The sequence below is a fragment of the Streptomyces albofaciens JCM 4342 genome (assembly GCF_008634025.1).
Lineage (GTDB): Bacteria > Actinomycetota > Actinomycetes > Streptomycetales > Streptomycetaceae > Streptomyces > Streptomyces albofaciens.
The window spans coordinates 4,054,968-4,079,951 of record NZ_PDCM01000002.1; the positions used below are offsets into that span (position 1 = coordinate 4,054,968).

Annotated in this window: 29 protein-coding genes; 12 read left to right on the forward strand and 17 right to left on the reverse strand. The window is 73.6% G+C overall.

Translation table 11 applies throughout. From position 1 onward, the window contains the following. Positions 1-21 precede the first annotated feature (21 nt). From CP973_RS37740 to rpmG, 3 genes are read right to left on the reverse strand one after another with little or no spacing between them, the layout of a single operon-like run. Positions 22-1,236 (reverse strand): CobW family GTP-binding protein, encoded by a 1,215-nt coding sequence (locus tag CP973_RS37740; protein WP_244410222.1) that lies wholly within the window; start codon positions 1,234-1,236, stop codon positions 22-24. Continuing rightward, the gene (locus tag CP973_RS37745; RefSeq protein WP_003984634.1) at positions 1,236-1,490 is read right to left on the reverse strand and encodes a type B 50S ribosomal protein L31; all 255 of its coding nucleotides are present in this window, start codon (positions 1,488-1,490) and stop codon (positions 1,236-1,238) included. The genes CP973_RS37740 and CP973_RS37745 overlap by 1 nt, the downstream gene beginning before the upstream one ends. Before the next feature lie 8 nt (positions 1,491-1,498). Next, positions 1,499-1,663, reverse strand: a complete 165-nt coding sequence (gene rpmG / locus CP973_RS37750) for a 50S ribosomal protein L33 (RefSeq protein ID WP_150249057.1) — start codon at positions 1,661-1,663, stop codon at positions 1,499-1,501. A 50-nt stretch (positions 1,664-1,713) separates the two neighbouring features. Here rpmG and rpmB point away from each other — a divergent pair, with 50 nt between their 5' ends. Both rpmB and rpsN read left to right on the forward strand, forming a co-directional pair. Beyond that, positions 1,714-1,950, forward strand: a complete 237-nt coding sequence (gene rpmB / locus CP973_RS37755) for a 50S ribosomal protein L28 (RefSeq protein ID WP_150249060.1) — start codon at positions 1,714-1,716, stop codon at positions 1,948-1,950. Further along, the gene (gene rpsN, locus CP973_RS37760; RefSeq protein ID WP_150249063.1) at positions 1,950-2,255 is read left to right on the forward strand and encodes a 30S ribosomal protein S14; all 306 of its coding nucleotides are present in this window, start codon (positions 1,950-1,952) and stop codon (positions 2,253-2,255) included. Before rpmB ends, rpsN begins: the two co-directional genes overlap by 1 nt. A gap of 51 nt (positions 2,256-2,306) precedes the next feature. Here rpsN and CP973_RS37765 read toward each other — a convergent pair whose 3' ends face one another. The 3 genes from CP973_RS37765 to CP973_RS37775 all read right to left on the reverse strand — a co-directional run bounded on the left by CP973_RS37765 (position 2,307) and on the right by CP973_RS37775 (position 4,789). Continuing rightward, positions 2,307-2,900 (reverse strand): Uma2 family endonuclease, encoded by a 594-nt coding sequence (locus CP973_RS37765; protein ID WP_150249066.1) that lies wholly within the window; start codon positions 2,898-2,900, stop codon positions 2,307-2,309. A gap of 105 nt (positions 2,901-3,005) precedes the next feature. After that, entirely contained in the window at positions 3,006-3,851 is an 846-nt protein-coding gene (locus tag CP973_RS37770; RefSeq protein WP_150249069.1) for a nitrilase-related carbon-nitrogen hydrolase, read from the reverse strand. A 170-nt stretch (positions 3,852-4,021) separates the two neighbouring features. After that, positions 4,022-4,789, reverse strand: a complete 768-nt coding sequence (locus CP973_RS37775; protein ID WP_150249071.1) for an alpha/beta fold hydrolase — start codon at positions 4,787-4,789, stop codon at positions 4,022-4,024. Between the two features lie 327 nt (positions 4,790-5,116). On the opposite strand from CP973_RS37775, the gene CP973_RS37780 reads away from it, so the two are divergent. The 5 genes from CP973_RS37780 to CP973_RS37800 all read left to right on the forward strand — a co-directional run bounded on the left by CP973_RS37780 (position 5,117) and on the right by CP973_RS37800 (position 10,185). Then, complete coding sequence (locus tag CP973_RS37780) at positions 5,117-6,241, forward strand: winged helix DNA-binding domain-containing protein (RefSeq protein ID WP_150249074.1); 1,125 nt, start codon at positions 5,117-5,119, stop codon at positions 6,239-6,241. 101 nt (positions 6,242-6,342) lie between these two features. Next, positions 6,343-6,945, forward strand: a complete 603-nt coding sequence (locus CP973_RS37785) for a DUF2975 domain-containing protein (RefSeq protein WP_150249077.1) — start codon at positions 6,343-6,345, stop codon at positions 6,943-6,945. Continuing rightward, positions 6,945-7,202: a helix-turn-helix domain-containing protein gene (locus tag CP973_RS37790; RefSeq protein WP_150249080.1), complete on the forward strand. Its 258-nt coding sequence runs from the start codon at positions 6,945-6,947 to the stop codon at positions 7,200-7,202. Before CP973_RS37785 ends, CP973_RS37790 begins: the two co-directional genes overlap by 1 nt. Before the next feature lie 63 nt (positions 7,203-7,265). Beyond that, complete coding sequence (locus CP973_RS37795) at positions 7,266-8,933, forward strand: bifunctional 3'-5' exonuclease/DNA polymerase (RefSeq protein ID WP_150249082.1); 1,668 nt, start codon at positions 7,266-7,268, stop codon at positions 8,931-8,933. A 211-nt stretch (positions 8,934-9,144) separates the two neighbouring features. Further along, positions 9,145-10,185 (forward strand): alpha/beta hydrolase, encoded by a 1,041-nt coding sequence (locus tag CP973_RS37800; protein ID WP_244410223.1) that lies wholly within the window; start codon positions 9,145-9,147, stop codon positions 10,183-10,185. On the opposite strand, the gene CP973_RS37805 is transcribed toward CP973_RS37800, so the two are convergent. Further along, the gene (locus CP973_RS37805) at positions 10,151-10,798 is read right to left on the reverse strand and encodes a TetR/AcrR family transcriptional regulator (RefSeq protein WP_150249085.1); all 648 of its coding nucleotides are present in this window, start codon (positions 10,796-10,798) and stop codon (positions 10,151-10,153) included. The genes CP973_RS37800 and CP973_RS37805 overlap by 35 nt on opposite strands. A 133-nt stretch (positions 10,799-10,931) precedes the next feature. On the opposite strand from CP973_RS37805, the gene CP973_RS37810 reads away from it, so the two are divergent. Genes CP973_RS37810 through CP973_RS37820 form a run of 3 tightly spaced genes read left to right on the forward strand, consistent with a single transcriptional unit; the run spans position 10,932 to position 13,012 of the window. Further along, positions 10,932-11,630: a spheroidene monooxygenase gene (locus CP973_RS37810; RefSeq protein WP_150249088.1), complete on the forward strand. Its 699-nt coding sequence runs from the start codon at positions 10,932-10,934 to the stop codon at positions 11,628-11,630. 40 nt (positions 11,631-11,670) lie between these two features. Beyond that, a complete protein-coding gene (locus CP973_RS37815) occupies positions 11,671-12,558 on the forward strand; it encodes a DeoR/GlpR family DNA-binding transcription regulator (protein ID WP_150249092.1) in 888 nt (295 codons plus the stop codon). 16 nt (positions 12,559-12,574) lie between these two features. Then, a complete protein-coding gene (locus CP973_RS37820; protein WP_150249095.1) occupies positions 12,575-13,012 on the forward strand; it encodes a RidA family protein in 438 nt (145 codons plus the stop codon). Positions 13,013-13,094: 82 nt separating this feature from the next. Here the strand turns inward: CP973_RS37820 and CP973_RS37825 are convergent, their stop codons facing one another. The 8 genes from CP973_RS37825 to CP973_RS37860 all read right to left on the reverse strand — a co-directional run bounded on the left by CP973_RS37825 (position 13,095) and on the right by CP973_RS37860 (position 21,452). Next, complete coding sequence (locus CP973_RS37825; protein ID WP_150249097.1) at positions 13,095-13,997, reverse strand: arylamine N-acetyltransferase family protein; 903 nt, start codon at positions 13,995-13,997, stop codon at positions 13,095-13,097. Positions 13,998-14,079: 82 nt separating this feature from the next. After that, positions 14,080-15,807: an ABC transporter permease gene (locus CP973_RS37830; protein ID WP_425282062.1), complete on the reverse strand. Its 1,728-nt coding sequence runs from the start codon at positions 15,805-15,807 to the stop codon at positions 14,080-14,082. 59 nt (positions 15,808-15,866) lie between these two features. Then, entirely contained in the window at positions 15,867-16,745 is an 879-nt protein-coding gene (locus tag CP973_RS37835) for an ATP-binding cassette domain-containing protein (protein ID WP_150249100.1), read from the reverse strand. Beyond that, complete coding sequence (locus tag CP973_RS37840) at positions 16,742-17,296, reverse strand: hypothetical protein (protein ID WP_244410224.1); 555 nt, start codon at positions 17,294-17,296, stop codon at positions 16,742-16,744. Before CP973_RS37840 ends, CP973_RS37835 begins: the two co-directional genes overlap by 4 nt. A gap of 130 nt (positions 17,297-17,426) precedes the next feature. Further along, positions 17,427-18,662 (reverse strand): sensor histidine kinase, encoded by a 1,236-nt coding sequence (locus CP973_RS37845; protein WP_280119051.1) that lies wholly within the window; start codon positions 18,660-18,662, stop codon positions 17,427-17,429. Continuing rightward, a complete protein-coding gene (locus CP973_RS37850) occupies positions 18,659-19,399 on the reverse strand; it encodes a response regulator (RefSeq protein ID WP_150249104.1) in 741 nt (246 codons plus the stop codon). The genes CP973_RS37845 and CP973_RS37850 overlap by 4 nt, the downstream gene beginning before the upstream one ends. Before the next feature lie 77 nt (positions 19,400-19,476). Further along, the gene (locus CP973_RS37855) at positions 19,477-20,370 is read right to left on the reverse strand and encodes a glycerophosphodiester phosphodiesterase (protein WP_150249107.1); all 894 of its coding nucleotides are present in this window, start codon (positions 20,368-20,370) and stop codon (positions 19,477-19,479) included. 182 nt (positions 20,371-20,552) lie between these two features. Further along, on the reverse strand, positions 20,553-21,452 hold the full coding sequence (locus CP973_RS37860) for an MBL fold metallo-hydrolase (protein ID WP_150249110.1): 900 nt from the start codon (positions 21,450-21,452) through the stop codon (positions 20,553-20,555). Between the two features lie 186 nt (positions 21,453-21,638). On the opposite strand from CP973_RS37860, the gene CP973_RS37865 reads away from it, so the two are divergent. Together CP973_RS37865 and CP973_RS37870 are read left to right on the forward strand one after the other, a co-directional pair. Then, complete coding sequence (locus CP973_RS37865) at positions 21,639-21,863, forward strand: hypothetical protein (RefSeq protein WP_150249113.1); 225 nt, start codon at positions 21,639-21,641, stop codon at positions 21,861-21,863. Then, positions 21,860-23,293 carry an amidase gene (locus CP973_RS37870; RefSeq protein WP_150249116.1) on the forward strand — a complete coding sequence of 478 codons (1,434 nt, stop codon included), beginning with the start codon at positions 21,860-21,862 and terminating at the stop codon, positions 23,291-23,293. Before CP973_RS37865 ends, CP973_RS37870 begins: the two co-directional genes overlap by 4 nt. A gap of 105 nt (positions 23,294-23,398) precedes the next feature. Here the strand turns inward: CP973_RS37870 and CP973_RS37875 are convergent, their stop codons facing one another. Together CP973_RS37875 and CP973_RS37880 are read right to left on the reverse strand one after the other, a co-directional pair. Then, on the reverse strand, positions 23,399-23,923 hold the full coding sequence (locus tag CP973_RS37875; RefSeq protein WP_150250842.1) for a TetR/AcrR family transcriptional regulator: 525 nt from the start codon (positions 23,921-23,923) through the stop codon (positions 23,399-23,401). A 139-nt stretch (positions 23,924-24,062) separates the two neighbouring features. Beyond that, the gene (locus tag CP973_RS37880; protein WP_150249120.1) at positions 24,063-24,887 is read right to left on the reverse strand and encodes an NAD(P)-binding domain-containing protein; all 825 of its coding nucleotides are present in this window, start codon (positions 24,885-24,887) and stop codon (positions 24,063-24,065) included. Positions 24,888-24,984 lie beyond the last annotated feature (97 nt).

The following is a 24,984-nucleotide window of genomic DNA, read 5'->3' on the forward strand; positions in this document are numbered from 1 at the left end:
CCGGCGGAAAGCCGACAAAGATCACGACACGGGATCGAGGAGTTCGTCGAACGCGGGGGCCAGCCGCTTCCACGCCTCGGGCCCGCCCGCGTACTCCTCGTCCGTCAGCAGGCAGGACTCCAGCAGCGAGGTCAGACCCTCACGGTCCAGCCCCGGTGAGGTGAAGACCAGGTGCTGCGCGCGGTCGCCGTGCTCGGGGTGCCAGTCGAGGGCGGCCGCGGCACGGCGTACCGGCGGCACCAGCTCCCAGGCGGCGTCCGGCAGCGCGGCCAGCCACGGACCGGCGTTCTCGACGCACAGCGCGCCGCCCGCCGCGTCCCAGGACAGCAGCGTGTCCGGCCGGTCGGCCAGCCAGAACCGGCCACGGCTGCGGGCCGCCGCACAGGTCAGGTCCTCCAGCGCCGCGTACAGCCGGGCCGGGTGGAAGGGCCGTTCACGGTGCCAGACGAGCGTGCCGACCCCGTCCGCGTCGGCCTCCTGCGGCAGCAGCGCAGACGCCGGGTGCTGCCGTGCCGCCGCCGCTTCCACGTCGAAGCCCGCGAGGGCCGCCGCGGCCAGCTCGTCCGGCGCGTCGACGGCCACCTGCCGGGCCGTGGGGTGCAGCTGCGCGAGCAGCGCCAGGTCGGACGCGTCGCCCTCCTCCTCGCCGGGCACGATGGCCAGCACCGGCGGGTACTCCAGCTGCCGCGCCCAGGTGTCCGCGACGGTCCGCTGGTCGGAGGCCGCCGCGGCGAGCCCGGCCTCGGCCAGGTCGTCGCCGCAGCCCAGGTACGGCAGCAGCAGCGCCGGTTCGACGGCGGTGATGACGCCGGTCAGCGCCAGCTCCGTACCGCCGCAGGCCGTGACCACCTCGGCCATGGCCTTGGGCTCGACCGAGTCCCACAGCTCGACCACGGCCAGCCGGCAGGTCCGCGCGGCGGCCAGCCGTTCCAGCTCGGGCACCAGGTCCTCGCGCAGCGCGCAGCACGCGCAGTCGTTGACCAGCGGCGCCTCGCCCGTGTCGAGCACGCCGCCGGCGTCCCGCACGGTCCGGCGAACCGTTCCTTCAGCGGCCGAGGCGAGGTCGTGGTGGAGCGCGACACTGCCGGGCACGGCGCGCAGCAGGCGCTCCACGGTGGCCCGGCGGGCGTCCGAGTGCAGCCCGCCGACGATCACCACGGGCAGCCGGTCCCCGTAACCGCCACTGGGGCCGCCGGTCGCGCCTTCCCGCGACGGGTCCTGCGACGGGCCGCCCATCAGCGGGCCCCGCGCTTCCCGTAACGGCGCTCGAACCGCTCGACGCGGCCCGCGGTGTCCAGCACGCGCGCCGTCCCCGTGTAGAAGGGGTGGCTCGCGGACGAGATCTCGACGTCGATGACCGGGTAGGTGTTGCCGTCCTCCCACTCGATCGTCTTGTCGCTGGTCGCGGTCGACCGGGTCAGGAAGGCGAAGTCGGCGGCCCGGTCACGGAAGACGACGGGCCCGTAGGCGGGGTGGATCCCAGGCTTCATGACGCTGCTCAGCGCTCCTCTCGGAAGTCGACGTGACGGCGGGCGACCGGGTCGTACTTCCTCAGCACCAGCCGGTCGGGGTCGTTCCTGCGGTTCTTTCGGGTCACGTACGTGTAGCCGGTTCCGGCGGTCGACCGGAGCTTGATCACCGGGCGTAGTTCGTTGCGGGCCATGGGGGCTACTATACAGAAATGGTTTCCATTTTCATTAGGAGGTCCTGACCTTGTCCGCCCACTGCCAGCTGACCGGCCGCGCCCCCGGCTTCGGCAAGTCCGTCTCGCACTCGCACCGCCGCACCTCGCGGCGCTTCGACCCGAACATCCAGCACAAGCGCTACTGGCTGCCGAGCGAGGGCCGGCACGTCCGGCTGACGCTGAGCGCCAAGGGGATCAAGACCGTGGACACGATCGGGATCGAGGCGGCCGTCGCCCGTATCCGCGCCCGAGGGGAGAAGGTCTGATGGCCAAGAAGAGCAAGATCGCGAAGAACGAGAAGCGGCGTGCGACGGTGGCCCGTTACGCCGCCCGGCGGGCCCTGCTGAAGTCCGTCATCCGCAACCCGCACACCCCCGAGGAGGAGCGGCTGGCCGCCCGGCGCGAACTGACCCGCCAGCCGCGCGACGCGAGCGCCACCCGCGTCCGCAACCGCGACAGCGTCGACGGCCGCCCGCGCGGCTACTTCCGCGCGTTCGGGCTCTCCCGCGTCCGCCTGCGGGAGCAGGCGCATGCGGGATTCCTGCCGGGGGTGCGGAAGTCGAGCTGGTAGGCGTAAGGGCGGCCTGTCCCGCTGAGGAAGCGGGACAGGCCGTTCGGCCGCTCAGAACTGGGTGGTGTCGATCTCGAAGTTGAGGGGGTCCGGCAGGGGAATGGCCTTCTTGGCCAAGTCGATCTCGCTCATGCGCAGGTAACGGTCGCCGGACGGTTCCGTGCAGAGGATGGCGAGGTCGGCGGCACGGTCGATCAGCAAGTAACAGGGGATGCCGGCACGGGCGTAACCGCGCAACTTCTTGATCCGGTCGTGTCCCGCCGTCGTATGCGAGAGCACCTCGGCGACCAGCATGACCGGCGACGGGTCGTGATAGTCGACTTCGTCGTCGAAGCTGCCCTTCGGGGCGACCGCCAAGTCGGGGATCACCTTCCCCGTGGATGAGGCACCTGGGACGGAGAGCCCGAGGTTCGTGTAGCGCCCCAGGTCCTTACGGTGATCGCGGACCTGCCCTGAGAGTTCCGACACGACTTCTTCGTGCCTGCCTACGGGAGGAGGTGCAACGTGGATTTCCCCTTCGAGCAGCTCCACGCGCCATCCCTTGGGGGCTGCCGCGCTCAACGCTTCGAAGGCGTCCTCGGCCGACACAGGCTCACGCTCACCGGCGGCAGCGCACGGCTCGGGTTCCGGAACGGTCAGTGCCACGGTGGACCTCCTTCGTACGGGAACGAGCCTGGCAGTACCGGCGACACCATGCGGGCATTCGGGTGACCGTTCACCCGAACGAGCGTGCCCTCCCCTTTTCCCGGCTCAGCTGTCCCCGCCCTCATCGATCAGGCGCCGCACCTCCCGGTCGATGAGACCCAGCCGGGCCTCCGCGACCAGGGGGACGGCGCGGCGCTGGCGGCGTGCCTCGGAGGGGTCGATGTCGACCGTGACCAGGGCGGGCTCCCACTTCGGGGCCTGTGCCACCACCGTGCCGCGCGGGTCCACCACACGCGAGCCGCCCCAGAAGGTGGCGCCGTGCTCGTTGCCCACGCGGTTGACGAAGACGATCCAGCACTGGAGCATCCGCGCGGTGTAGGAGAGCAGGGTGTCCCAGTACGAGCCGGTGTCCATGGCCTCCGGGTCGAGGCTGGCCGCGCTGTTGGTGGGGATGAACAGCACCTCGGCGCCGTCCTGCACGGCGAGCCAGGGCAGTACCGGCTGCCAGGCGTCGTTGCAGACCAGCGTCGCGCCCCGGCCGCCGCTGGGGGACTTCGTGAGGCTGTACGCGCGCAGCGACTGGCCGGGGCTGACGTGCTTGCGCTCCTCCCAGGAGAGGTAGTTGGGGAGGTACAGCTTGCGGTGGGCGTGCAGCAGTGCGCCGTCCGTGTAGTAGGTGGCGGTGTTGTACGCGCGCAGCACCGTGTGCTCATGGAAGCCCACGAGGACGTCCGGGCCGAGTGTGCTCAGGTCGCGCAGCCGGGGGTCCTGCGCCTCGACCGACACGTCCCGGGGCAGCACGCCGAGGTGGTACCCGTGCAGGCTCAGCTCGGGGAAGACGACGAGGTCGGCGCCCTGCTCCGCGGCCTGCCCGACCTGCTCGCGCGCGGTGGCGACGTTCGCGTCCACCTCGCCCAGCGCACAGTCCGTCTGCGCCAGCGCCACCCGCATGCCCGTATTTCCCTCCGTCGGCCGCCGCGCCCGCCGTGACGCCGCGCCGCGCGCCGGAGCGGCGGCGAGTCCACTTCGTTGCGTTTTGCGGCGTTACGGGCAGTACGTAGCCATGCTGACAGAGGTCGCGGGCGCGGGCGCGTCCGGAACGGCGGAGCCGGGGCCCCGGCCTATCCCCGGAGGAATTCCTCCATCGTGGTGGCCAGGGCCACCGGGACCTCGTGCATCGGGTAGTGGCCCGATCCCTCGATCGTGACGATCTCGACCTGCGGGTACCAGCGCTGCCACGTCTCCCGCATGAGGTCGGCGGTCACCGCCAGGTCGTACGCGCCGACGACCACCCGTACGGGCACGGGATGGCGTTTGACCGCGTCCGCGACCGCCTCCGAGAGGTCGAGCTGCTGCCAGCTGGCGAGGTAGGCGGCGTGTGCCTCCTGACGGGAGATGTCCAGGGAGTGGCGGACCATGCGGTCCAGCCAGATGCGGCTCGCGCGGTGGCCGGTGACCAGGTCGATGATGGCGCGGCGCTTGTCCGGGTCCGCCGGGGCGCCGTAGAAGAGCTCGCGCGTCGCGTCGTCCATCGGGTACGGGGCGGCGGGCACCGGCGCGAGGCCCAGGAGGCGGTTCACCCGATGGGGCGCGCCGGCCAGCACCTGCTGCGCGGCCTTGGCGCCCATCGAGTGCCCCACCAGGGAGAACCGGTCCCAGCCGAGCTGGTCGGCGAGGGCCAGTGCGTCGCCGGCGATCTCCGCCAGGTCGTAGCGGCCCGGGACGTACTTGCGGTCGCCGTAGCCACGGCAGTCGAGGAAGGCGTACGTGAAGGTGTCCCGGTCGAGGAAGTCCAGGACGGAGCCCCAGTTGGCCGAGGTCCCGAACCAGTCGTGAAGGACGATCACCGGGTGCGGTCCGGAACCGATGGCACGGTGCGCGATGGCCATATGGGCGACTCCCTTGTCTGCCGTGTGCGGGGTGGGGCGAAGTGGCGCGGGGCGGGGTGGGGCGGGGCGAAGTACGGCGTGTGGTGACCGGGTCCTGGTGGGCTCGGCGGGCGCATTCTCCCCTTACTCTCCTGGGCCGGGTAGGGGACGTAACCGGCCAATGTGGCGGTTGACGGTGCGACTTGACGGGGCCGTTCGGCCGGGGCCGATGGCGGCGCGGGCCGGTTCGGCCGGGGATGAAGGTGGCGCGGGCCGCGCGGCAGGCGTCGATGGCGGCGCGGGTCGCGCGGCAAGGGCGTTGTCAGTGGGGTGGTGTGCAATGAGGTCATGAACGGGGATGTGCGGGTGACGCACGAGCAGGTGCTGGCCTGGCGGCTGCGGCGGCAGGGCCTCGTGCCGCGTACGGACGCGTCGGCCGAGGAGATCGTCGGGCGGCTGGCCGGGGTGCAGGCGCAGGTGGCCTCGGCGGCGGAGCTGGCGGTCGCGGTGCGGCAGGAGAAGCCCTCGGTGGCGGGCGTGCGGGAGGCGCTGGAGGCGCGTTCACTCGTCAGGACGTGGGCCATGCGGGGGACGCTGCATCTGCTGCCGGCCGGTGGGGCGGGGGCGTATCTCTCCCTGCTCGGTGCGGCGCGGACCTGGGAAAAGGGCGCCTGGCAGCGGGCGTTCGGGGTGAGCCCGCGGCAGATGGCGGCGCTGGGCGAGGCGGTCGAGGAGATCCTGGACGGGCAGGTGCTGACCCGGCGGGAGCTGACCGAGGCGGTGCTCGCGCGGCCGGGCCTGGCCGGGCTCGGGGAACAGTTGGCGTCCGGGTGGAGCACGGTGCTCAAGCCGTTGGCGTGGACGGGGCGGCTGTGCCAGGGCCCGGCGCGCGGGCAGCACGTGACCTTCGCGTCGCCCCGGTCATGGCTGCCCGGGTGGCGCGGCATACCGGCCCCGGAAGAGGCGGCGGAGGCCGTGATCCCGGCGTATCTGCGCGCGCACGGTCCGGCGACGCCCGAGGTGTTCGACGCGTGGCTGCTGCGGGGCGCCACGCGCAAGGCGGTGCTGCGGGGGTGGTTCGAGGCGCTGGGCGACCGGGTCGCGGAGGTCGAGGTGGACGGCCGGCGGGCGTATCTGATGTCCGACGACGCGGACGGCCTCGCCCGCACGGAGCCCCACCACGGCCTGCGCCTCCTCCCCGCCTTCGACCAGTACGTCCTCGCCCCCGGCACCTCCGACGCCCGCCTGGTCCCGCCGGCCCACCGCAGCAAGGTGAGCCGGGCGGCGGGGTGGATATCCCCGGTGGTGCTCCTCGGCGGCCGGGTGGTGGGCACCTGGTCCCTGACCGGACCGACCGTGGAACTCACGACGTTCGAGGGCTCGACGCTGCCGGGGGCGGAGCTGGAGGAGGAAGTGGCGCGGCTGGGAGCGTGCTTGGGGCAGGAACTGGAGGTCGTGGTGGGAGGGGGCTGAGGCGAACGGGAGGGAACGGAGGCTGGTGCGGGTGACCGCCCGGCGATGCCATATCGTTTTTCGATAGCATCGAAAAACGATATGCGACGGAGGGCGGGACCATGAGGCACTGGTGGACGCGGGCGGCGGACTATGTGTTGGAGCTGATCCTCGGAGCGGCGTTGCTGCTGGTGGGGCTCTTCCACATCGTCTTTCCGGTCCTGGGGGTGGCCGGTCCATGGGCGTCGGCCGACTCCAGGGAGGTACGGGTCGACGCGGCCGCGCGGCTGCCAGGTGGCATGACGTCCACGGCGATGACGTTGCGCGGCTCGGACCGTGCCGAGCTGGTCCTCGCGGATCCCGGGCTCGGGCAGCGGCTGCTCCTGGTCCTTCCGGTGGCCGTGGGCGGGCTGCTGCTCGTCGTGGTGCTCGCGGTGCTCCTGCGGATGGCCCGCACCTTCCGGGACGGCGACTTCTTCGTGCCCGAGAACACACGGCGCCTCACCGTCGTCGCCGTCGCCCTCATGTTGCTGGGCGTCCTCGTCCCGCTGCTTTACATGATGACCACCAACCTCCTCGTCCGCGGGGAACCCATGGCGGCGGCCATCGCACCCGCCCAGGACTACGCGGTCCTGCCCGTGTTCCTGGCGATCCTCGCCGCTGCCGCCGCGGCGGCGTTCCGCAACGGCACCCGCCTGCGCGCGGATACGGAAGGGCTGGTCTGATGCCGCCGGAGGAAGCGCACCGGATCGAGTGCCACCTGGACCGGCTGCTGGACGAACGCGGTATGACGCTGGCCCAGCTGGCCGTACGGGTCGGGGTGACCGTCGCCAACCTCTCCGTCCTGAAGAACGACCGGGCCAAGGCGATCCGCTACAGCACGCTCAGCGCGATCTGCCGCGAGCTGGGCTGTCAGCCCGGTGACCTGCTCACTTTCGCCACGGAGGACGACGGCCGGCGGCAGCCGGGCGTAGGCGGGTAGCCGCGGCCGGGCCGGGGCACAGCGCGCCGCGCCGTTGTCAGTGGTGGGTGGGAAGGTGGGCCCATGCGGTGGGTTGTCGGGGGTTCCGGTGAGGGCGGGGTGGTGGCCTGTGCTGTGGACGGGGCCGGGCGGGCCGTGGGGGTGCCGGTCCGGGCGGGGAGCGTGGTGGAGGCCGTACGGGCGTGTCCGCAGGCGGAGCGGTGGGTGTGGCGCTCGACCTCGGAGACGTACCGCAAGCTGCTCGCGGCGGGGGTGCGCGTCGAGCGGTGCTACGACGTGGAGGCGGCCGAGGCACTGCTGATCGGGCACGAGGAGGGGCAGTCCGGCCAGCCGCGGTCGCTGGCCGCGGCGTGGGCGCGGCTGCACCGGCTGCCGGTGCCCGACGATCCGCCGGTGCGCGGCGCGGAGACGCAGCCGTCGCTGTTCGAACCGGGCCCGGTGCCGCTGCCGCCCGGCGTGGACGAGTTCACGGCGCTGCTGGAGGTGTACGCCGGGCAGCTGGAGCGTACGGAGCGGGCCGAGCATCCGGACCGCATGCGGCTGCTGCTGGCCGCGGAGTCGGCCGGGCTGCTCGTGGCCACCGAGATGGCACGCGCCGGGCTGCCGTGGCGGGCGGACGTGCACCGGGAGTTGCTGGACGAGCTGCTGGGCGAGCGCTATCCGGGCGGGCTGGAGCCGCGCCGCATGGCGGAGCTGGCCGAGGAGGTGTCGCGGGCGTTCGGGGCGGGGGTGCGGGTGCGCCCGGACCTGCCCGCCGAGATCATCAAGGCGTTCGCCGGCGCGGGAATCACGCTGCGCTCGACCCGCAAGTGGGAGTTGCAGGAGGTCCGGCACCCGGCGGTGGCGCCCCTCCTGGAGTACAAGCGGCTGTACCGGCTGCACACGGCGCACGGCTGGTCGTGGTTGCAGCAGTGGGTGCACGAGGGCCGGTTCCGCCCGGAGTACCTGCCCGGGGGCACGGTTTCGGGCCGCTGGACCACCAACGGCGGTGGCGCGCTGCAGATTCCGAAGGTGGTCCGCAGGGCCGTGGTGGCCGATCCGGGCTGGCGGCTGGTGGTCGCCGACGCCGAGCAGATGGAGCCGCGGGTGCTCGCCGCGATCTCGCGGGACCGCGGGCTGATGGAGGTGGCGGGCAGCGGCCGCGATCTGTACGCGGACCTGGCGGCGCGGGCGTTCGGGGGTGACCGCGACCAGGCCAAGCTGGCGCTGCTCGGGGCCGTTTACGGCCAGACGTCCGGGGATGCCCTCAAGCACATGGCGGACCTGCGGCGACGCTATCCGGACGCGGTGGAGTACGTGGACACGGCCGCGCGCGCGGGCGAGGAGGGCCGTCTCGTACGGACCTGGCTGGGGCGTACGTGCCCGCCCGCCTCGGTGACACCGCCCGACGAGGCGGGCCTGCCGCAGGAGGAGGCACCGGCGTACGGGAGCACGGCGGGCGCCCGGGCCCGTGGCCGGTTCACCCGCAACTTCGTGGTGCAGGGCAGCGCCGCCGACTGGGCGCTGCTGATGCTCGCCGCGCTGCGCCGGTCGCTCACGCCGCTCCGGGCGGAGCTGGTCTTCTTCCAGCACGACGAGGTGATCGTGCACGCCCCCGAGGAGGAGGCCCCGGCGGTGGCCGGGCTCGTCGCGGAGGCCGCCGAGGTGGCGGGGCGGATCGCCTTCGGCGAGACACCGGTCCGGTTCCCGTTCAGTACGGCGGTGGTGGAGTGCTACGCGGATGCGAAGTGAGGGGGAAGGCCGGGCGGGGGCGGAGGCTGGATGACGAGGTAGGCGGTGACGGGGTGACGAGGCAGACGAGGTAGGCGGGATGACGGGGTAGACGAGGGAGGAGGGTCCCGCTGGGCCGAGCGAGTGCGAGCGGTGGAGGTGGTGAGTGTCTGCTGTGCCTGCTGAGCCCGATGAGCCTGCCGTGCCCGCTACGCCTGTAGACCCTGAACTGGTGCCCGTGCTGGAGCGGTTGCCGCCGATGCTCGACCCGTACGCCGACATCGCGGGCACCCGCGCCGGTCTGCACGCCCTGGCCTGCCACTTCCCGGCGGACCGCACCGGGGTGGTGAGCGAGCGGTTCGGGGTGCCGCGGCCGGACGGTTCGGAGCTGGCGGTGGAGATTTACCGGCCGGAGCGCGCGCCGGACGAGCCTGGCTCGCTGCCGTACGGACAAGGACCGCTGCCGTACGAACGGGCACCGCTGCCGGGTGTGGTGCAGTTCCACGGCGGGGGCTACACCTTCGGGCAGGCGCCGCCCGGGGAGGACCGTACGGCGATCGAGCTGGTCCGCGCGGTGGGGGCGGCGGTGGTGTCCGTGGAGTACCGCCTCGCTCCGGAGCATCCGTGTCCGGCGGCGGTCGAGGACGGTTTCCTCGCCCTGGAGTGGACGGCCGGGCAGGCGTCGGCGCTCGGCATCGATCCCGCGCGCCTGGCGGTCGGCGGGCAGTCCGCCGGCGGCGGTCTCGCCGCCGCCGTCGCGCTGATGGCCCGCGACCGCGGCGGCCCGGCCCTCGTCCACCAGTCGCTCGTCGTGCCCGACCTGGACGACACGGCCGGTGAGCGCCCGACACCCGCGGACGCCGACCCGCGGCTGCCCGACGGCGCGTTCGTGCAGCGGGGCTGGCGGAACTACGCACCCGAGGGGGCCGGCGCGCACCCGTACGCGGCGGCGGCCCGCGCCACCGACCTGCGCGGCCTGCCCGCCGCGTGCGTCGTCGTCTGCGGCCTCGACCCGCTGCGCGACACCGGGCTCGCCTATGCCCGCCGACTGGTGGACGCCGGTGTGCCGGTCGCGCTGCGTTACGTGCCGGGCGCGTGGCACGGCTTCGAGATGTTCGCGCCGGAGACCCGGCTCGCGCGGGAGACGACGGCGTACTGGACGGGGCGGCTGCGGGCCGCGCTGCACGGCGTGTACGAGGGCGGCTCCCAGGCGGTGTCGGCCGGGCCGGGCTCCCGCCTCACCCCCCGGCCGTCATCAGCAGCCCCCGCGTGATCCGTACCATCGCCGCGACCAGCACCTCGCGCGGCTGCCCGGGGCGTTCCAGCCACCACAGGGCGAGGCCGTAGAGGGAGCTGCGGATCGCCTCGCCGAGCGGTTCCAGTTCGGCTTCCGGCAGGCCGGGGATGTACTCGCGCAGGAGCGCCACATCGGTGGCGCGCTGGCGGCGTTGCAGTTCGCGGTGGAAGTCCTGGACCTCCGGGTCGCCGGTGGTGTCGCGGAACATCATGCGCCAGGTGTACGGGTGGGTCTGCACATGCCCGAACCACGCGTCGTACATCGCTTCCATGCGTGCGAGCAGGTCGCCCTCGCCGTGCAGGAGCTGCTGGACGGGCGCGGCGGCGAGTTCGTCGCGGTGGCGTTCCAGGAGGGCGAGGTGGAGTTCCTTCTTGGAGTCGAAGTGGCGGTAGAGCATCGGTTTGCTCAGGCCGGCTCCGGCGGCGATGTCGCCGATGGTGGTGCCGGCGTAGCCGCGTTCGGCGAAGAGGCGGGCGGCGGTGTCCTCGATGTGCCTGCGGGTCTCGGCGCGGGCCGCACGGGTCCGGTCGATGCCGCCCGGCCGGTTCCGGTCGATGTCCCTCGCGCGTGTCCGGTCGATGTCGCTCATGGGCTCGCCTTCGCGGTGTCTTCGGCGGATACTGGGGCGTGTACTCAAGCGTGTACCAAGAAGTATACGCAACAGTAACTATGGCTGAGGGGATCGGCCCGTATGGCGGGCCGCCCCTGGAACGGGGTACGAAGTGATCGTTTCCGTGCATTTCGCCGACATCGGCCTCCGCACCGCCCGCGATGTCCTGCGCTCCCGTCCACGCCCCGCCGCCCTCCCCGGCCTGCGGCACGCACAGACCGCGCTGACCGGCGACATCGCGGCCGGGCTGCCGCGGCTGCGCCCGGGGCGCGCCGCGCTGATCGCCTCGTGGGACGACGACGCCGCCCTGGACCGCTTCCTGGCGGACCACCCGCTGGCCGGGCACTTCGCCTCCGGATGCCATGTGCGCCTGGAACCGCTCGGGGTACGGGGTTCCTGGTCCGGCATGCCCGTCGAGGTCGCGCCCGACGTCCGGCCGGCGGACGACGACGAGCAGGTCGTGGTGCTCACCCTGGGCGAGACCCGGCTCCGCCGTCTGGGGCCGTTCCTGCGCGCCAACTCCCGGGCGGCCGGGCAGGCCGCCGCCGACCCGGCCATGACCTTCTCGGCCGCGCTGGCCCGGCCGCCGCGCTTCGTCTCCACGTTCTCCGTGTGGCGCAGTCTGCGCGAGATGACGGCGTATGCCTACGGTGCCGGGCGTCCGGAGCACCGGGACACGGTCGCGGCGCACCGGGTCCGGCCGTTCCACCACGAGGCGGCGTTCGTCCGCTTCCGCCCGTACGCGGCGCGCGGGACGCTCGGCGGCCGGGCCCTGTGCGAGGCGGCAGTCCCGGACGTGACCACGCCATAGACTCGGCGGACAGCCGAGCACGTACGGAAAGGGATCAGCGTTGGCCGACACCGGAGCAACTCCAGACGCCTCCGCACCGGCCACGGGAGCGGACCGGTCCGCGAAGGGCGGCGGCAAGGCCGTCCGGACCGCGGCTCCCGAGGGGAAGCTGAGCCCCAAGGACCGGCGCAAACGGATCGCGGACCGGGTGCTGGCCGAGGGGCAGGTCAGCATCGAGGACCTGGTCCAGGAGCTGGGCGTCAGCCAGATGACGGTCCACCGCGACCTGGACTCGCTGGAGCACCAGGGCTGGCTGCGCAAGGTGCGCGGCGGGGCGACCGCCGCGCCCAACGCCCTGTTCGAGTCCAACGCACGCTGGCGCGGCAACGAGCAGGTGGCGGCGAAGGAGGCGATCTGCGCGGCGGCGCTGGCGATCGCCGAACCCGGCCAGGCCGTGATCATCGACGATTCCAGTACGGCGCTGCCACTGGCCCGTTCGCTCGCCTCGCGCGGTGCGTACACGGTCATCACCAACTCGCTCCAAGTGATCAATGAGCTGGCCGAGGAGCCGGACATCCGGGTGATCGCGCTGGGCGGCGAGTACCACGCGGCCTTCAACGCCTTCCTCGGCATGTCCACGGCCGACATCGCCCGCAGCTTCCGCGCCGATGTGGCGTTCCTGTCCACCTCCGCCGTCGACAACGGTCACTGCTACCACCAGGCGCAGGAAAACGTCCTGGTCAAGCGGGCGTTGATGGCGGCGGCGCGGCGCCGGGTGCTGCTGGTGGACCACTCCAAGTTCGGCCGCCAGGCGCTGTACGAGCTGGCGCCGCTGGCCGATTTCGACCTCGTCATCTCGGACGAACGGCTTCCGCAGGAAGAGCGGGACGCGCTGCAATCCCTGGGAGTGCGGTACGAGTTGGCCGCGGAGGGAGCACACCGGACATGAAGGGGGCGCACCAGGGATGAGCGAGGGACGGGCACCGGGCCGTTTCGAGCGGGTGAATCCGCCCGAGCTGTCGCCGCCGACCGGCTTCAGCCACGCCGTACGGGCCGCGCCCGGGACGATCGTGTTCCTGGCCGGGCAGACCGCGCTGGACGGGGCGGGCCGCATCGTCGGTGACGGCGTGGTCGAGCAGTTCGAACGCGCGCTGGGCAATCTGCTGACCGCCGCGGAGGCCGCCGGCGCGGGGCCCGGCGACCTGGCCAAGCTGACGGTCTTCGCCGTGGACGTGGCCGACTACCGCGCCAACGCGGCGGCCATCGGGCAGGTGTGGAAGCGGCTGGTCGGCGGCGACTACCCGGCGATGGCGGTGATCGGCGCGACGCGGCTGTGGGACGAGGCGGCGCTGGTGGAGATCGAGGGCTTCGCGGTCGTACGGCAGCCGCGCCCGGGACGGTAGCCACGCCCGGGACGGTAGCCGCGCCCGGGACGGCCCCGGCCGCCCTCCGGGGCCGGGCCTTGCTCACTCGTCGGGGTCCTCCCTACGCCACCGGCTGTTCCCGGTGCAGGGCCACCAGTTCGGCCGCGTCCCGCTCGTCCAGTACGAGGTCGAAGTCCGACTCCAGTACGGCCGGCAGTTCCCCGGCCGGGACCTGGCGCACCACCCGTGACCAGTCGGGGCGGGTCAGCGTCAGCTCCGTACCGATCAGGGTGCGCCGCAGGTCGGGACCGGGCCGCTGGACGACCAGCCGGCCGGTGAACGGCGAGCGCGGGTGGGTGGAGATGTAGTAATTGAAGATGCCGTAGTCGGCCGGGTAGCGCGCTTCCTGGCCGAAGGCGTACAGGTCGAACCAGCCGTCCTCGTGCCGTGACCGCAGCACCCAGGTACCGCAGGCCGCGTCCGTACCGTGCGTTCCGTCCGCGCCTCCCGCACCGCCCGTACTCCCCGTACCGCCCGCCTCTTCCCGCACCAGGCCGAACGTCCAGCCGCCCTGCCGGACCTCGATGCCGTCGCGCAGCGGGAGCGGCGCCAGCAGCGCCTCGCCGCCGAAGCCGACGTCGGTGATCCAGTCCTCGCCGTCCAGCCGCACCTTGAGCAGCGCGTGGGTGACCGGCCGGATCTTGGACTCGCCCATGCGGATGCGGGCACCCAGGCCGGATACCTGGAAGCCGAGCCGGTCCAGGGCGGCGGCGTACAGCAGGTTCTGCTCGTAGCAGTAGCCGCCGCGGCGGCGGCCGACCATCTTCTCCTGGAGGGACTTCAGGTCCAGCGGGACCGGCCGTCCGAGGACGATCTCCAGGTTCTCGAAGCCGAAGGTGGCCGCGTGACGAGCGTGCAGTTCCCGCAGGGCGGCCTCGGTCGGCGCGCGCTCGCCCTCGTAGCCGATGCGTGCGAGGTAGGCGTCGAGGTCCAGCTGGTCCCCGCCCCAGACGGTGTCGCTCATGGTCGGTCTCTGCTCCTTCGTGCCCTGGGGCGGCCGCTTCCGTACGGTCGGCAGCGTGCCACCCCTTCGACCCTACGAGACCCTACGAGACGGCCGGGGCTCGGCGCGGAGGGCCCGCCGCTGCCACCACTCCGGCCAGCAGCAGAGCGGCGAGTCCGGCGACGAGCAGGGGGGAGAGGGCGGCGGGCTGGCCTTCGGGCCGGGTCGCGCCCATGTAGTCGAGCAGCGGCAGGCCGTTGAAGACGCAGTACCAGAGCGGCAGGTACAGGGCCTGGAAGAGGCGGTGGGTGCGGGAGAGCGAGCCCAGCGCCAGGGCCAGCGATGGAATGAAGAGCGCGCCGCCCGCCCAGGAGGCGACGCCGTGCCAGTCCCCCGCCATCGCCAGCCGCAGCAGTGGTACGGCCCCGGTCGCCGCGGTGAGGACGAAGCCCGCGGACCATTCGGCCAGCGCACGGTGCCGGGCTGCCGGGTAGCTGCCGAGCAGGGCCTGCACACCGTGCTCGTGGCGCTGGGCGCCGAGCCGGGACCAGATCAGTACGGGCCAGATCCAGGCCAGCGGCAGGACCACCCGGGCCGCACCCGACGTGGGCACGCACAGGCCCACGATGGAGATCAGGGCGGCACCGGTCCACCACCACCAGGCGACGCCTTGGAGAAGGATGCGGAGTTCGCCCAGGAGAAGGCGGTGGTAGGTGGCGCCGGGGGGTGTGGGAGCGGCGAGGCTCAGGGATGGGAGGGGCCGATGGGCAGAGGCCGGCGTCGGGGCCGGGGCCGCGGTGAGGCCGGGGGCCGTGGTAGGGCCGGGGGCCGGGGGCGGCTCCTGGACGGCCCCCGGGACCGTGCCTGGGGCCGTCCCCGAGACCGCCCCCTGCACCCTCTGGCCGGCCGTCGCGCCGCGCGCTCCCCCGCGCGCCGGATCGAAGCGGCCGAACCAGAGGGCGGGCAGCAGGGCCAGCACCATGGCGGCGAGGACGAGACCCGCCCGGCCCAGCACGAAGCCCTGCTCCGGAGTGAAGCCGTGCCACACGAACGTGCGCAGCGGCTGCTCCAGGTAGGTGAAGCCGAGACTGAACTCCCCTGTTACGTGCGAGTGTTGAGCGGCGAGATCGTCCGTCATGGAGGTCACCGCGCCGTGCACACCGATGCCGCCCAGCGGCGCGCCCGGCCGCTGACCGCCCAGGACCAGTGCCATCCACACGAAGAACCAGACGACGTTCCCCACCCCGCCGCGCAGCACCGGCAGCGACTCGAACAGCAGCGCCGCGGCCCCGGTGACGACCATCAGCGGCAGCGCGACCAGCACGAACGGCATCAGCAGCGCCACCGGATCGATGCGGTACGACTCGCCGCGCGCCAGTTGCATGACCACCGCGGTGACCGCCAGCACGCCCAGCATCGAGGCCAGCACCAGCACGTTGCTCAGCAGCTTGCCCGCGAAGTAGCCCGTGGTCCGCAGCGGGGTGGCCGCGAGCAGCCGCCCCACGCCCGAACGCTCGTCCCTGGCCAGCGCGTTGCGTACGACGTAGAACCCGGCCAGCGGCAGCCACAGCGCCGCGGCGAGGGCGGTCGCGACCCCGACGTACGCGCTGTTGTACGTCCCCCGGAAATCGCCGATCTGGAGGATGACCCAGTGCGAGGAGGGCTGCGGAACGGCGAGGTAGCCCAGGAGGACGGCGCCCAGCAGCGTCGCGGCGTACGCGGGGCGGCGCACCCGGTCGCGGAAATCCCCGAGCGCCAGCCGGCCGACCCTGCCGACGCCCGTCGGACGCCTGCCGGTGCCTACCGGCGATCTGCCGGTGCCGGTACCCACCGGCGGTCTGCCGGTACCCACCGGCGGTCTGCCGGTACCCATCAGTGGCCCGCCGACGCTCATCGGACGCCTCCCGCACCGACCGTCGCCAGGTACGCGTCCTCCAGATCGGGCGTGCGCTGCACCGCTCCCTCGTACGGCCGCGCCGGTGACAACAGGCGTACCCGTACCCCTTCGGGGGTCCGGACCATCCGGCTGACGACGTGCCGCGCCTGTACCGCCGCCACCTCCCGCGTGCCCACCAGCACCTCCCATACCTGCCCGGCCACCCCGGCGAGCAGTTCCTCCGGCGTGCCGCGGCACAGCAGCCGGCCGCCCGCGACGACCGCGATGTCCCCGGCGACCGACTCGATGTCGGAGACGATGTGGGTGGAGAGCAGCACGATGCGCTCCATGGCCAGTTCGGCGAGCAGGTTGCGCAGGCGGGCCCGCTCCTCGGGGTCCAGCCCCGCGGTCGGCTCGTCCACGATGATCACCTTGGGGTCGGCGAGCAGGGCCTGCGCGATGCCGACGCGGCGCAGCATGCCGCCCGAGTACGCGCCCAGCGGACGGCGGGCCGCCTCCGTCAGGTTGAGCAGTTCCAGCAGTTCGCCGATGCGGGTACGGGCCCGGGCCGCGGGTACGCCCTTGGCGGCGGCCAGGTAGGCCAGGAACTCGCGGGCCGTCAGGTTCGGGTAGACGCCGAAGTCCTGCGGGAGGTAGCCCAGGGCGGCGCGCAGCGGCCCGGGGCGCCGGACCGCGTCCTCGCCGTCGTAGCGGAGCTGTCCGGTGGTGGGCCGGGTGAGGGTGGCGGCGATGCGCATCAAGGAGGACTTGCCGGCGCCGTTGGGGCCGAGCAGGCCCAGCAGCCCGGGCCCCATGCGGAGGGTCAGGCCGTCCACGGCCTGCTTGCCGCCGCGGTAGACCTTGCTGACGCCGAGGAGTTCGAGGGTGGTCATGCGCCGGGGTGGTCCTTGCCGTGCGGGGCCGGCTTCGTGCTGCCGTCCGGGGCCGGCTTCGTGCTGCCGTCCGGGGGCGGCTTCATGTCACCGTCCGGGGCCGGCTTCGCGCCGTTGCGTGCGCCGGTCTTCGTATCGCCGCCCGGGGTCGGCTTCGCGCCGCCGTTCAGGTCCGTCCTGGCGCCGTCGCGCAGGACGGTCACGCCGCGCGGCACCTCGACCTTGAAGCGCGCATCGCAGATGGCCAGGCCGGTGCACCCGGCCTCCAGGTCGAGGGTCTGCCCCGTCAGCTCCCACCGCAGCTTCTTCGCACCGCTCTTCGCGTCGAACCAGCGGGTGACCTTGATGTCCCTGCGGTCGGTGGCGACCAGGTCGGCCGGGATCTCGTGGGTCTTCACGTTCAGCGTCCGGCCGGTGAACGGGAACGTCTTCACCGCGGGCGCGGCGGACTTGGCGTCCACGGAGCAGCCGGTCAGGACGAGGGCCGCCAGCGGGGCGGCGCCGACCGCAGCGAGGCGGCAGCCGGACGTACGGATGCTGCGTGGAACCACCGGAATCGCTCCTCCGAGGTGCGGGAATGGGTGCACCTCCGAGGATCGGCGGCGAGCGGCCGGGCCACATCTGCCGTTCGGCAGATATTGCGCGGGCAGAGCGGTCCGCCGGAACGCCCGGCGGCCCGGCTCAGGTCATCGGGAGCACGGCACGCACCCGCCAGCCCGCCCCGTGCCGCCCGTACTCCAGCGTGCCGCCGAGCGCTTCGACGCGTGCGGTGAGAGCGGCCAGACCGGTGCCGCCACCGTGCCGGGGCAGGCCCAGCGGCCCCGCCTGACGGCCTCCGCCGTCGTCGGTGACCGTCACCGCCACCCCCCGGCCGTCCCCCGCCCCGACACCGGCGGGAGCGCCGGCGACCTCCACGCTCACCGCTCCCGCACCGGCCGCGTGCCGCCGGATGTTGGTCAGCGCCTCCAGTACGACCCGGTGTACGGCGTCCTCGGTGGCGCGGGGCAGGGTGCCGGTCAGGGTGTCGTCGAGGGCGAGCGCCGTCCGTACGCCGGTCGCGCCGAAGCGTTCGACCATCTCGGCCAGGTCCGCGAGCCCGTACAGGCGGGTCGGCGGAAGCTCGCCCGCGTCGGCGGCGCCGGTGTCCCCGAGCGCCTCCGGAGCCCGCGCGGAATCGGTCGCCGCGTGTCCCTCCGGGTCGCGCAGCGTCCGTACCGTACGGTCCATCGAGTCCAGTGCGCGCAGGCCCGCGTCCTCCAGCCGGGCCAGCAGCTCCGCCGTCTGCTCCCGGTCGTACTCGGCGACCCGGGCGGCCTGCACCTCCAGCACGATGCCGGTGATCTCGTGCGCCACGAAGTCGTGGAGGTCGCCGGCGACTTCGAGGCGCTGGTCGCGGCGGGCCTGGGCCACCGCGCGGTGGCGGCGGTCCTCCTGGGCCCGCAGGTACAGCGCGAGGCCGCCCGCGCCCACCGCGACGAACAGGGCCAGCGCGCTCACCAGGGCGGCCGCCTCGCCCTTCACGGGCGGATCGGCGTGCAGGAACCGCAGCGGCAGCAGGACGAACGCCAGCACCGCCAGGAATCCGCCCACGGCGGCCTGCCGGGCCGGGGCCTGGCGGATCTGCCGCGCGGCCAGCAGGAGCAGCGCCGGGGCCTCGGCGAACTCCCACAGGGCCGCATGGCTCTTCGGCCCCCGGTAGACGAGGTCGGCGGCGAGGGACAGCACGGCCGCGGTGATCACGGCGGTGGTGAGGCCGATCCGGCCCCACGGCCAGCGCATCGGCGCGGCGAACGCGGCCACGGCCGCGGGCAGCGCCGCGACCAGGACTTCGAGCGGTGCCCCGCCCCTGACCAGCGGCACCGGCAGGAGCAGGCACAGCGCCCCGGCAGCGGACCACGCCAGGCGCGGCCTGGTCACCACCGCGGGGCCTCCCGCCCCGCGTACCCCATCTCCCAGGCGTGCACCGCGATGCCGACCCGGTTCCGTACGCCCAGCTTGCGCTGGATGCTGGCGACGTGGGTCTTGACCGTGCCCGGCGAGATGAAGAGTTCGCGGGCGATGTCGGCGTTGGTCAGCCCGGCGGCCACCTGCCCGGCGATCTCGGTCTCGCGCTCGGTCAGGGCCTCCAGGGCGCGGGGCGCGGCGGGCCGGGAACCGGTGACGTGCTTGAGCAGCCGGACCGTGATCGAGGGGCTGATCAGGCTGTCCCCGGCGACCGCCGCGCGCACGGCTTCGATCAGCAGCGCCGGGCCCGAGCGCTTGAGCAGGAAGCCACAGGCGCCGTGCCGCAGCGCGGGGTACACGTATTCGTCCAGGTCGAAGGTGGTCACGACGACGACCCTGACCTTGGGCAGCGGCTCGGCGTCACCGCCCGCCGGGCCGGTGCCCGCACCTGAGCCGGTGCCGGTACCTGGGCCGGTGCCCGGACCGGAGCCCGCCCCGGCCAGTCTGCGGGTGACCTCCAGGCCGTCCATACGCGGCATACGGATGTCCACGAGGGCCACGTCGGGCCGCAGGGCGCGGGCCGCCTCCAGGGCCGCCACGCCGTCCGCCGCCTCGCCCACCACCTCGATGTCCGGCCGGCTCTCCAGTATCCGCCGCAGCCCACGGCGGACCATCTCCTGATCGTCCGCGATCAGCACCCGAATCGTCACGACCGGCCATCCTGTCATGACGGCTCCGGGCGGCCCCGGACAGCCGGTCCCGCCCGGAGCCGGACGCGGCCGTGGGCCTAGACGATGACCCCGTCGAAGCCGTACGCGGCGGCGATCCGGTGGTAGTTCCGCGGCGGCACGTCCCAGGCGAAGACCTCCATCCGGTTGCCGTGCACCCCGTGCAGCCGGTGGACGGCGGACACGTACTGCGCGTTCACCTTGGACAGCTGGGGGTTGATCTGGTCCACGTAACGCGAGTACGACGCGAGGGAGTTGACCGGCGGATTGCCGAGGAAGCCCGTGCGCACCTGGGGGACGAGGCCGTGCACCGTGCGCACGCTGGTCGCGCTGAAGCTCTGCACGACCAGCCTGCGGCGTACGTGGCTGCGGTCGAGCCAGCCCGCACCCGCGAGTTCCCTGATGATGCGGGACTCGATGCCGGGATACTGCTGCGGGTTCTTGATCTCCAGCAGCAGCCGCAGGTCGCGGGCCTCCATGCGGCGCAGGAACTCCGCGAGCGTGGGCACCCGTTCGCGCGCGAAGCGCTTGCCGAACCAGCTCCCGGCGTCCAGCCGCGCGATCTCGGCGGCCGTGAAGTCCCGCACCCGCCAGGGCGAGCGCTGCGGGAACAGCTGCTCGACGTTGGTGGTGCGGGCCAGCGTGGCGTCGTGCACCACCACGAGCTTCCCGTCCCTGGTCTGCTGTACGTCGTTCTCCACCCACTCGAAGCCCTGGCGCTCCGCGGCGTCCACCGCGGCGAGGGTGTTCTCCGGGGCCACCTGGGAGGCGCCGCGGTGCGCCACGACGACCGGGCCGCCGAACCAGGGGAACTTCACCGCACCGGCCAGCGGAGCCGTCACCCGACCCACCGTCGAACTGGCGTTCGCCGTTCCCGTACTCGCCGGGACCAGGGCCGCGAGCAGCAGCGCGCATCCGGTGGCCACCACGACACGGAACGATCTCTGGTTCATCGAGGGGCCTCCCGGGGAACGCACACCGCAGGCGGCGACGCCGGCGACGGACAGCAGTGACTGCGACAGCCTTGCCCCGATATGCCCTTAAGCATTCAAAAATGCCGCCATGCGGGGCGCGCGCTCCGGGTAGCGCACGCCCCGGCGCGCGGGGCGCCCGCCCGCCACGGAAGCGGCCCCCTTCACCCCTCGCCGGCCACCAGGCGGTACGTCCCCTCCCCCGCACCGTCCCGCCGCACCAGACCGCCGGTCGGCGCCGGGAAGTGGCTGCCGAGCAGCAGGGCCCCGGTGCGCGCCACCTCGTCGAGGAGACGGCGGCGGGTCCGTACGGCCTCCTCCGGGTCGATGTCCACGCTGCTGCACAGGTCGGGGTGGGCGAGTTGCACGGGGTGGTGCACGCAGTCGCCGGTGATGAGGGCCGACTGACCCCGGCTGCGCAGGGCGACCGCGCTCTGTCCGGGCGTGTGGCCGGGAGCCGGGACGAGGGTGAGCCCCGGGACGATCTCGGTGCCGGCGCCGGCGACATCGATCAGGTCCAACTGACCGTGTTCCCGTACGGGTTCGACCGAGTCGCGGAACATCTGGCGGCGGCTCTCCTCCATTTCGACGCCGGACCAGTAGGCGTACTCGGCGCGCGCGGTGAGGTACCGGGCGCGGGGGAACGTCGGGCGCCAGCCGCCGTCGGGGGCGAGGCGGGTGTTCCAGCCGACGTGGTCCGCGTGGAGGTGCGTGAGGATCACGTAGTCGACGCTCTCCGGCGGGAATCCGGCGGCGGCCAGCCGGTCGAGGTAGGGCGTGTCGAGCTGGTGCCAGGCCGGGTTGGCGCGCGTCTTGCCGTTGCCGATGCCGGTGTCGACCAGGACGCGCAGGCCGCCGATCTCCAGCGCGAAGGTCTGCACGGCGGCGCGGAGGGTGCCGTCGGGCCGCGCGAACGACGGCGCGAGCCAGGGCACATCGGTGACGACTCCCGGCGTCGCGTCGGGGAGCAGCCAGGCACCGGTCTCGGGCGGCAGCGCCACCTCGTCGACGCGGTGCACGACGATGTCGCCGATGCGCCAGGGGGTTTCGGGGCGGGTGGTCATGGAGGCCTCCGTACGGGCGGGAGCGGGAGGGGCGGACGAAGCCGGGAGCAGGGAGGCGTCCGACCCGAGCCCCGTAAAAGCTAAGCATTTGCGTTTGTTGAGCCTAGCCCCCTACGCTCACCAAACGCAAAGCTTTTGCTTTAGCGCGATCCCAGAGCCGCCCCCGCCCACTCCCCCGGAGGCCCCGTGTCCTCGCCCGCACACCCCCCGCTCCCGCCCGACCACCTCGCCCACCTGGCCCGGCGCGCCGGACTGCCGCTCCCGTCCGGCCGCCTGGCCGGTGTCGCGGCGACCGTGCACGCCATCGACACGGTCCTCGGCGCACTGCGCGGCGTCCCGCTGGGCGAGACCCCGCCCGCGCCCTCCTTCACCGCCGTGCCCGGCGTCACCCCCTCCCGGAGGACCTCATGAGCAGCCTTCCCACCGAGCCGTACCGGCTCTCGCTGACCGAAGCGGCCCGCCTCGTCGCGGACCGCTCCCTGTCCCCCGTCGAACTCACCACCTCCGTCCTCGACCGGACCGAGGCCGTGGAGCCCAAGCTCGGCGCCTACGTGTCGGTGGCCCGCGAGGCCGCGCTGCGGTCCGCCGCCGAGGCCGAGCGGGAGATCGCCGCCGGGCGGCTCCGGGGACCGCTGCACGGCGTTCCGGTGGCGCTGAAGGACCTGATCGACGTCGCGGGCGTACCGACCACGGCCAGTTCCCGGGTACGGGCGGACCACGTAGCGGACGCGGACGCCGCCGTGACCGAGCGGCTGCGCGCGGCCGGCGCGGTGCTGACCGGCAAGACCCACACCCACGAGTTCGCGTACGGGCTGACCACCCCGCAGACCCGCAACGCCTGGTCGCCCGAGCACGTACCCGGCGGTTCCAGCGGCGGTTCCGCGGCCGCCGTCGCCGCCGGCACGGCCACCTTCGCCCTCGGTACGGACACCGGCGGCTCGATCCGCGTCCCCGCCGCCCTCAACCACGTCGTCGGCCTGAAGCCGACGTACGGCCTGGTCCCCCGGCACGGCGTGACGTCCCTGTCGTGGTCGCTGGACCACGTGGGCCCGCTCACCCGCACGGCGGCCGACGCGGCCCTGGTCCTCCAGGCCCTCGCCGGACACGACCCGCGCGACCCGGCGTCCCTCGCCCACCCGCGCGAGGACTACACCCGCGCCCTCGGCGCGCCGGTCGCCGGACTGCGCGTCGGCGTCCCCGTCAACTACTACTTCGAGCGCGTACAGCCCGAGGTCGAGGCCGCGGTCCGCACCGCCGTCGACGCGCTCACCGCGCTCGGCGCCACCGCCGTGCCCGTGCGCGTCCCGATGACGGAGTACGTGCACGCCGCCCAGTGGGGCCTGATGGTCCCGGAGGCCACGGCGTACCACCAGGACATGCTGCGGGCCACGCCCGGGCTGTACGCCGACGACGTACGCGTCCTGCTGGAGGCGGGCGAGTTCGTCCCGGCGACCGACTACATCCGCGCCCAGCGCACCCGGACGCTCATGCACCAGCGGTGGCTGGCGCTCTTCGACGGGACCGACGGCGCGGAGGGCGCCGGCGGTATCGACGTGATCGCCGCGCCGGCCGTCCCGGCCACCGCCGCCCGCGCCGGGCAGGCGGAGTTCACCTGGGCCGACGGCTCGGCCGAGTCGGTCTCCGACGCGTACGTACGGCTCTCCGCACCCGCCAACCTCACCGGCTTCCCGGCGCTGTCCGTGCCCGTCGGCCGCGACGGCGCGGGGCTGCCCATCGGCATGCAGCTGATCGGCCGTCCGCTGGCCGAAGCCACCCTGCTCCGGCTGGCTCACGCCTACGAGAGCGCCCACCGGCCGGTGCCGGAACTCGCGCCGCTGTAAAGGCTGTCAGGGCTGTCAGGGCTGTCAGGGCTGTCAGGGCTGTCAGGGCAGCATGAGCCGCATGCGCTGCGTCAGCCGTGCGTGCCGTAAGAGCCCGAGCCCGCGTCAGGCGGGCAGCAGCCGCTCCACCAGGCTCCGGGCGTAGTCCGCCGCGCCCGGGCCGGTCTCCGGCCCGGGCCGGAACAGGATGCGGTACATCATCGGCGCCACCAGGTGGTCCATGACCGCCTCCAGCTCCGGCACCGCCTCGCCCCGGGCGCGCGCCCGGTCCAGGACCGTGCGTACCTGCTCGGCGGCGTAGCGGGAACACTGCCCGGCGTTGCCGCCGTCCGGGTCACCGGCCAGCGCGTCGCGGATGTACGCGCGGCCGGCCGCGGACGCCATCTCCTCAAGGAACTGCTCGGCCCAGGCCCTCATGTCGGCACGCAGCGAACCGTGGTCCTCCGGCGGCCCCTCCGGCCGCAGCCGCTCCACGGCCACATCCGACAGCAGCTCCTGCAAGTCGCCCCACCGCCGGTACACGGTGGACGGTGTGACCCCGGCCCGCGCCGCGATGACCGGCACGGTCAGCCCGTCCCGCCCCCGCTCGGCGATCAGCTCCCGTACGGCCCGGTGGACCGACTCCTGCACCCGCGCACTGCGGCCACCGGGGCGGGCGGCCTTGCGGACACCCTTGGCGCCCGCCGTCCCGGCCCCCGGTGCGCGCTCCTGTGCGGACTCCGCGCTCCTGCTGGCATTCACCAGCCCACCTTAACGCGAATTATTTGCGTCAAGGCATGTCCGGCGTCCGCCGGCCGGCTCCCCCGAGATGCGCGAGAAGGGCGTCGAGCGCCTCCTTGAGCGCCGCCGCGTTCTTCTCGTCGAACCAGGTCGTGCGGACGCGCTCGTTGCTCCCGTTCGGCGTCTCGTGGTCGCCCACGAGCCGGGGCAGCGGCCGGGAGCCGTCGCCCAGGGCCCGTCCGACGTCCTGGAACAGACCGCGGAGGTACCGGTCCGCGTCCTCGGCCGGGACGCCGTGGCCCGCGGCCCACTCGGTCAGCGTGGCGAGGTACGCGTAGTGGCTGGTGATGGTTCCCGTCAGGGCGGAGAAGACATTGAACGACGCCTCGTCCGCCAGCGGCAGCGCGCCGCCGAGCGTGCCGAACAGCGCCGCGGCGGCGGGGCGGTCCGGGCAGATGACGGTGACCGAGGTGCGCCCGCGTACGGCGGGGAGCGGGATCGCCCGTACGACCGGCGCCCGGGTGCCGAGGAGCCGGCGCACCTCGTCGATCGCCACCCCGGCCAGCACGCTGACCACCTCCCGGTCCGCCGGAACCGTGAGCCCGGTGAGGGCTTCGGCGCGCTGGTCGGGGCGGACGGCGATGACGATCAGCGCGGCGCGGTCGATCACGTCCTGGTTGCCGGAGCAGACCCGTACGGTCGGGAAGCGGCCGGCCAGTTCGGCCGCGGCGCCCGCTCCCCTGGGGGAGAGGAAGATCTGCGGCGGGTTCTCGTTCCCCTCGCACAGGCCCTCCACCATGGCGCGGGCCATCTCCCCCACGCCGATGATCCCGACGCGCTCCGTCGCGGCTGCGTCCTTCGCTCGGTTGACCATGCACGTACGTCCTTCTCGTGAGGGCGGTGATCCCGGCCGGGGCCGGGCTGAACGGTAGCCGGGGCACGGCCAGAACGCCTACGGTCACCCGGCCCGG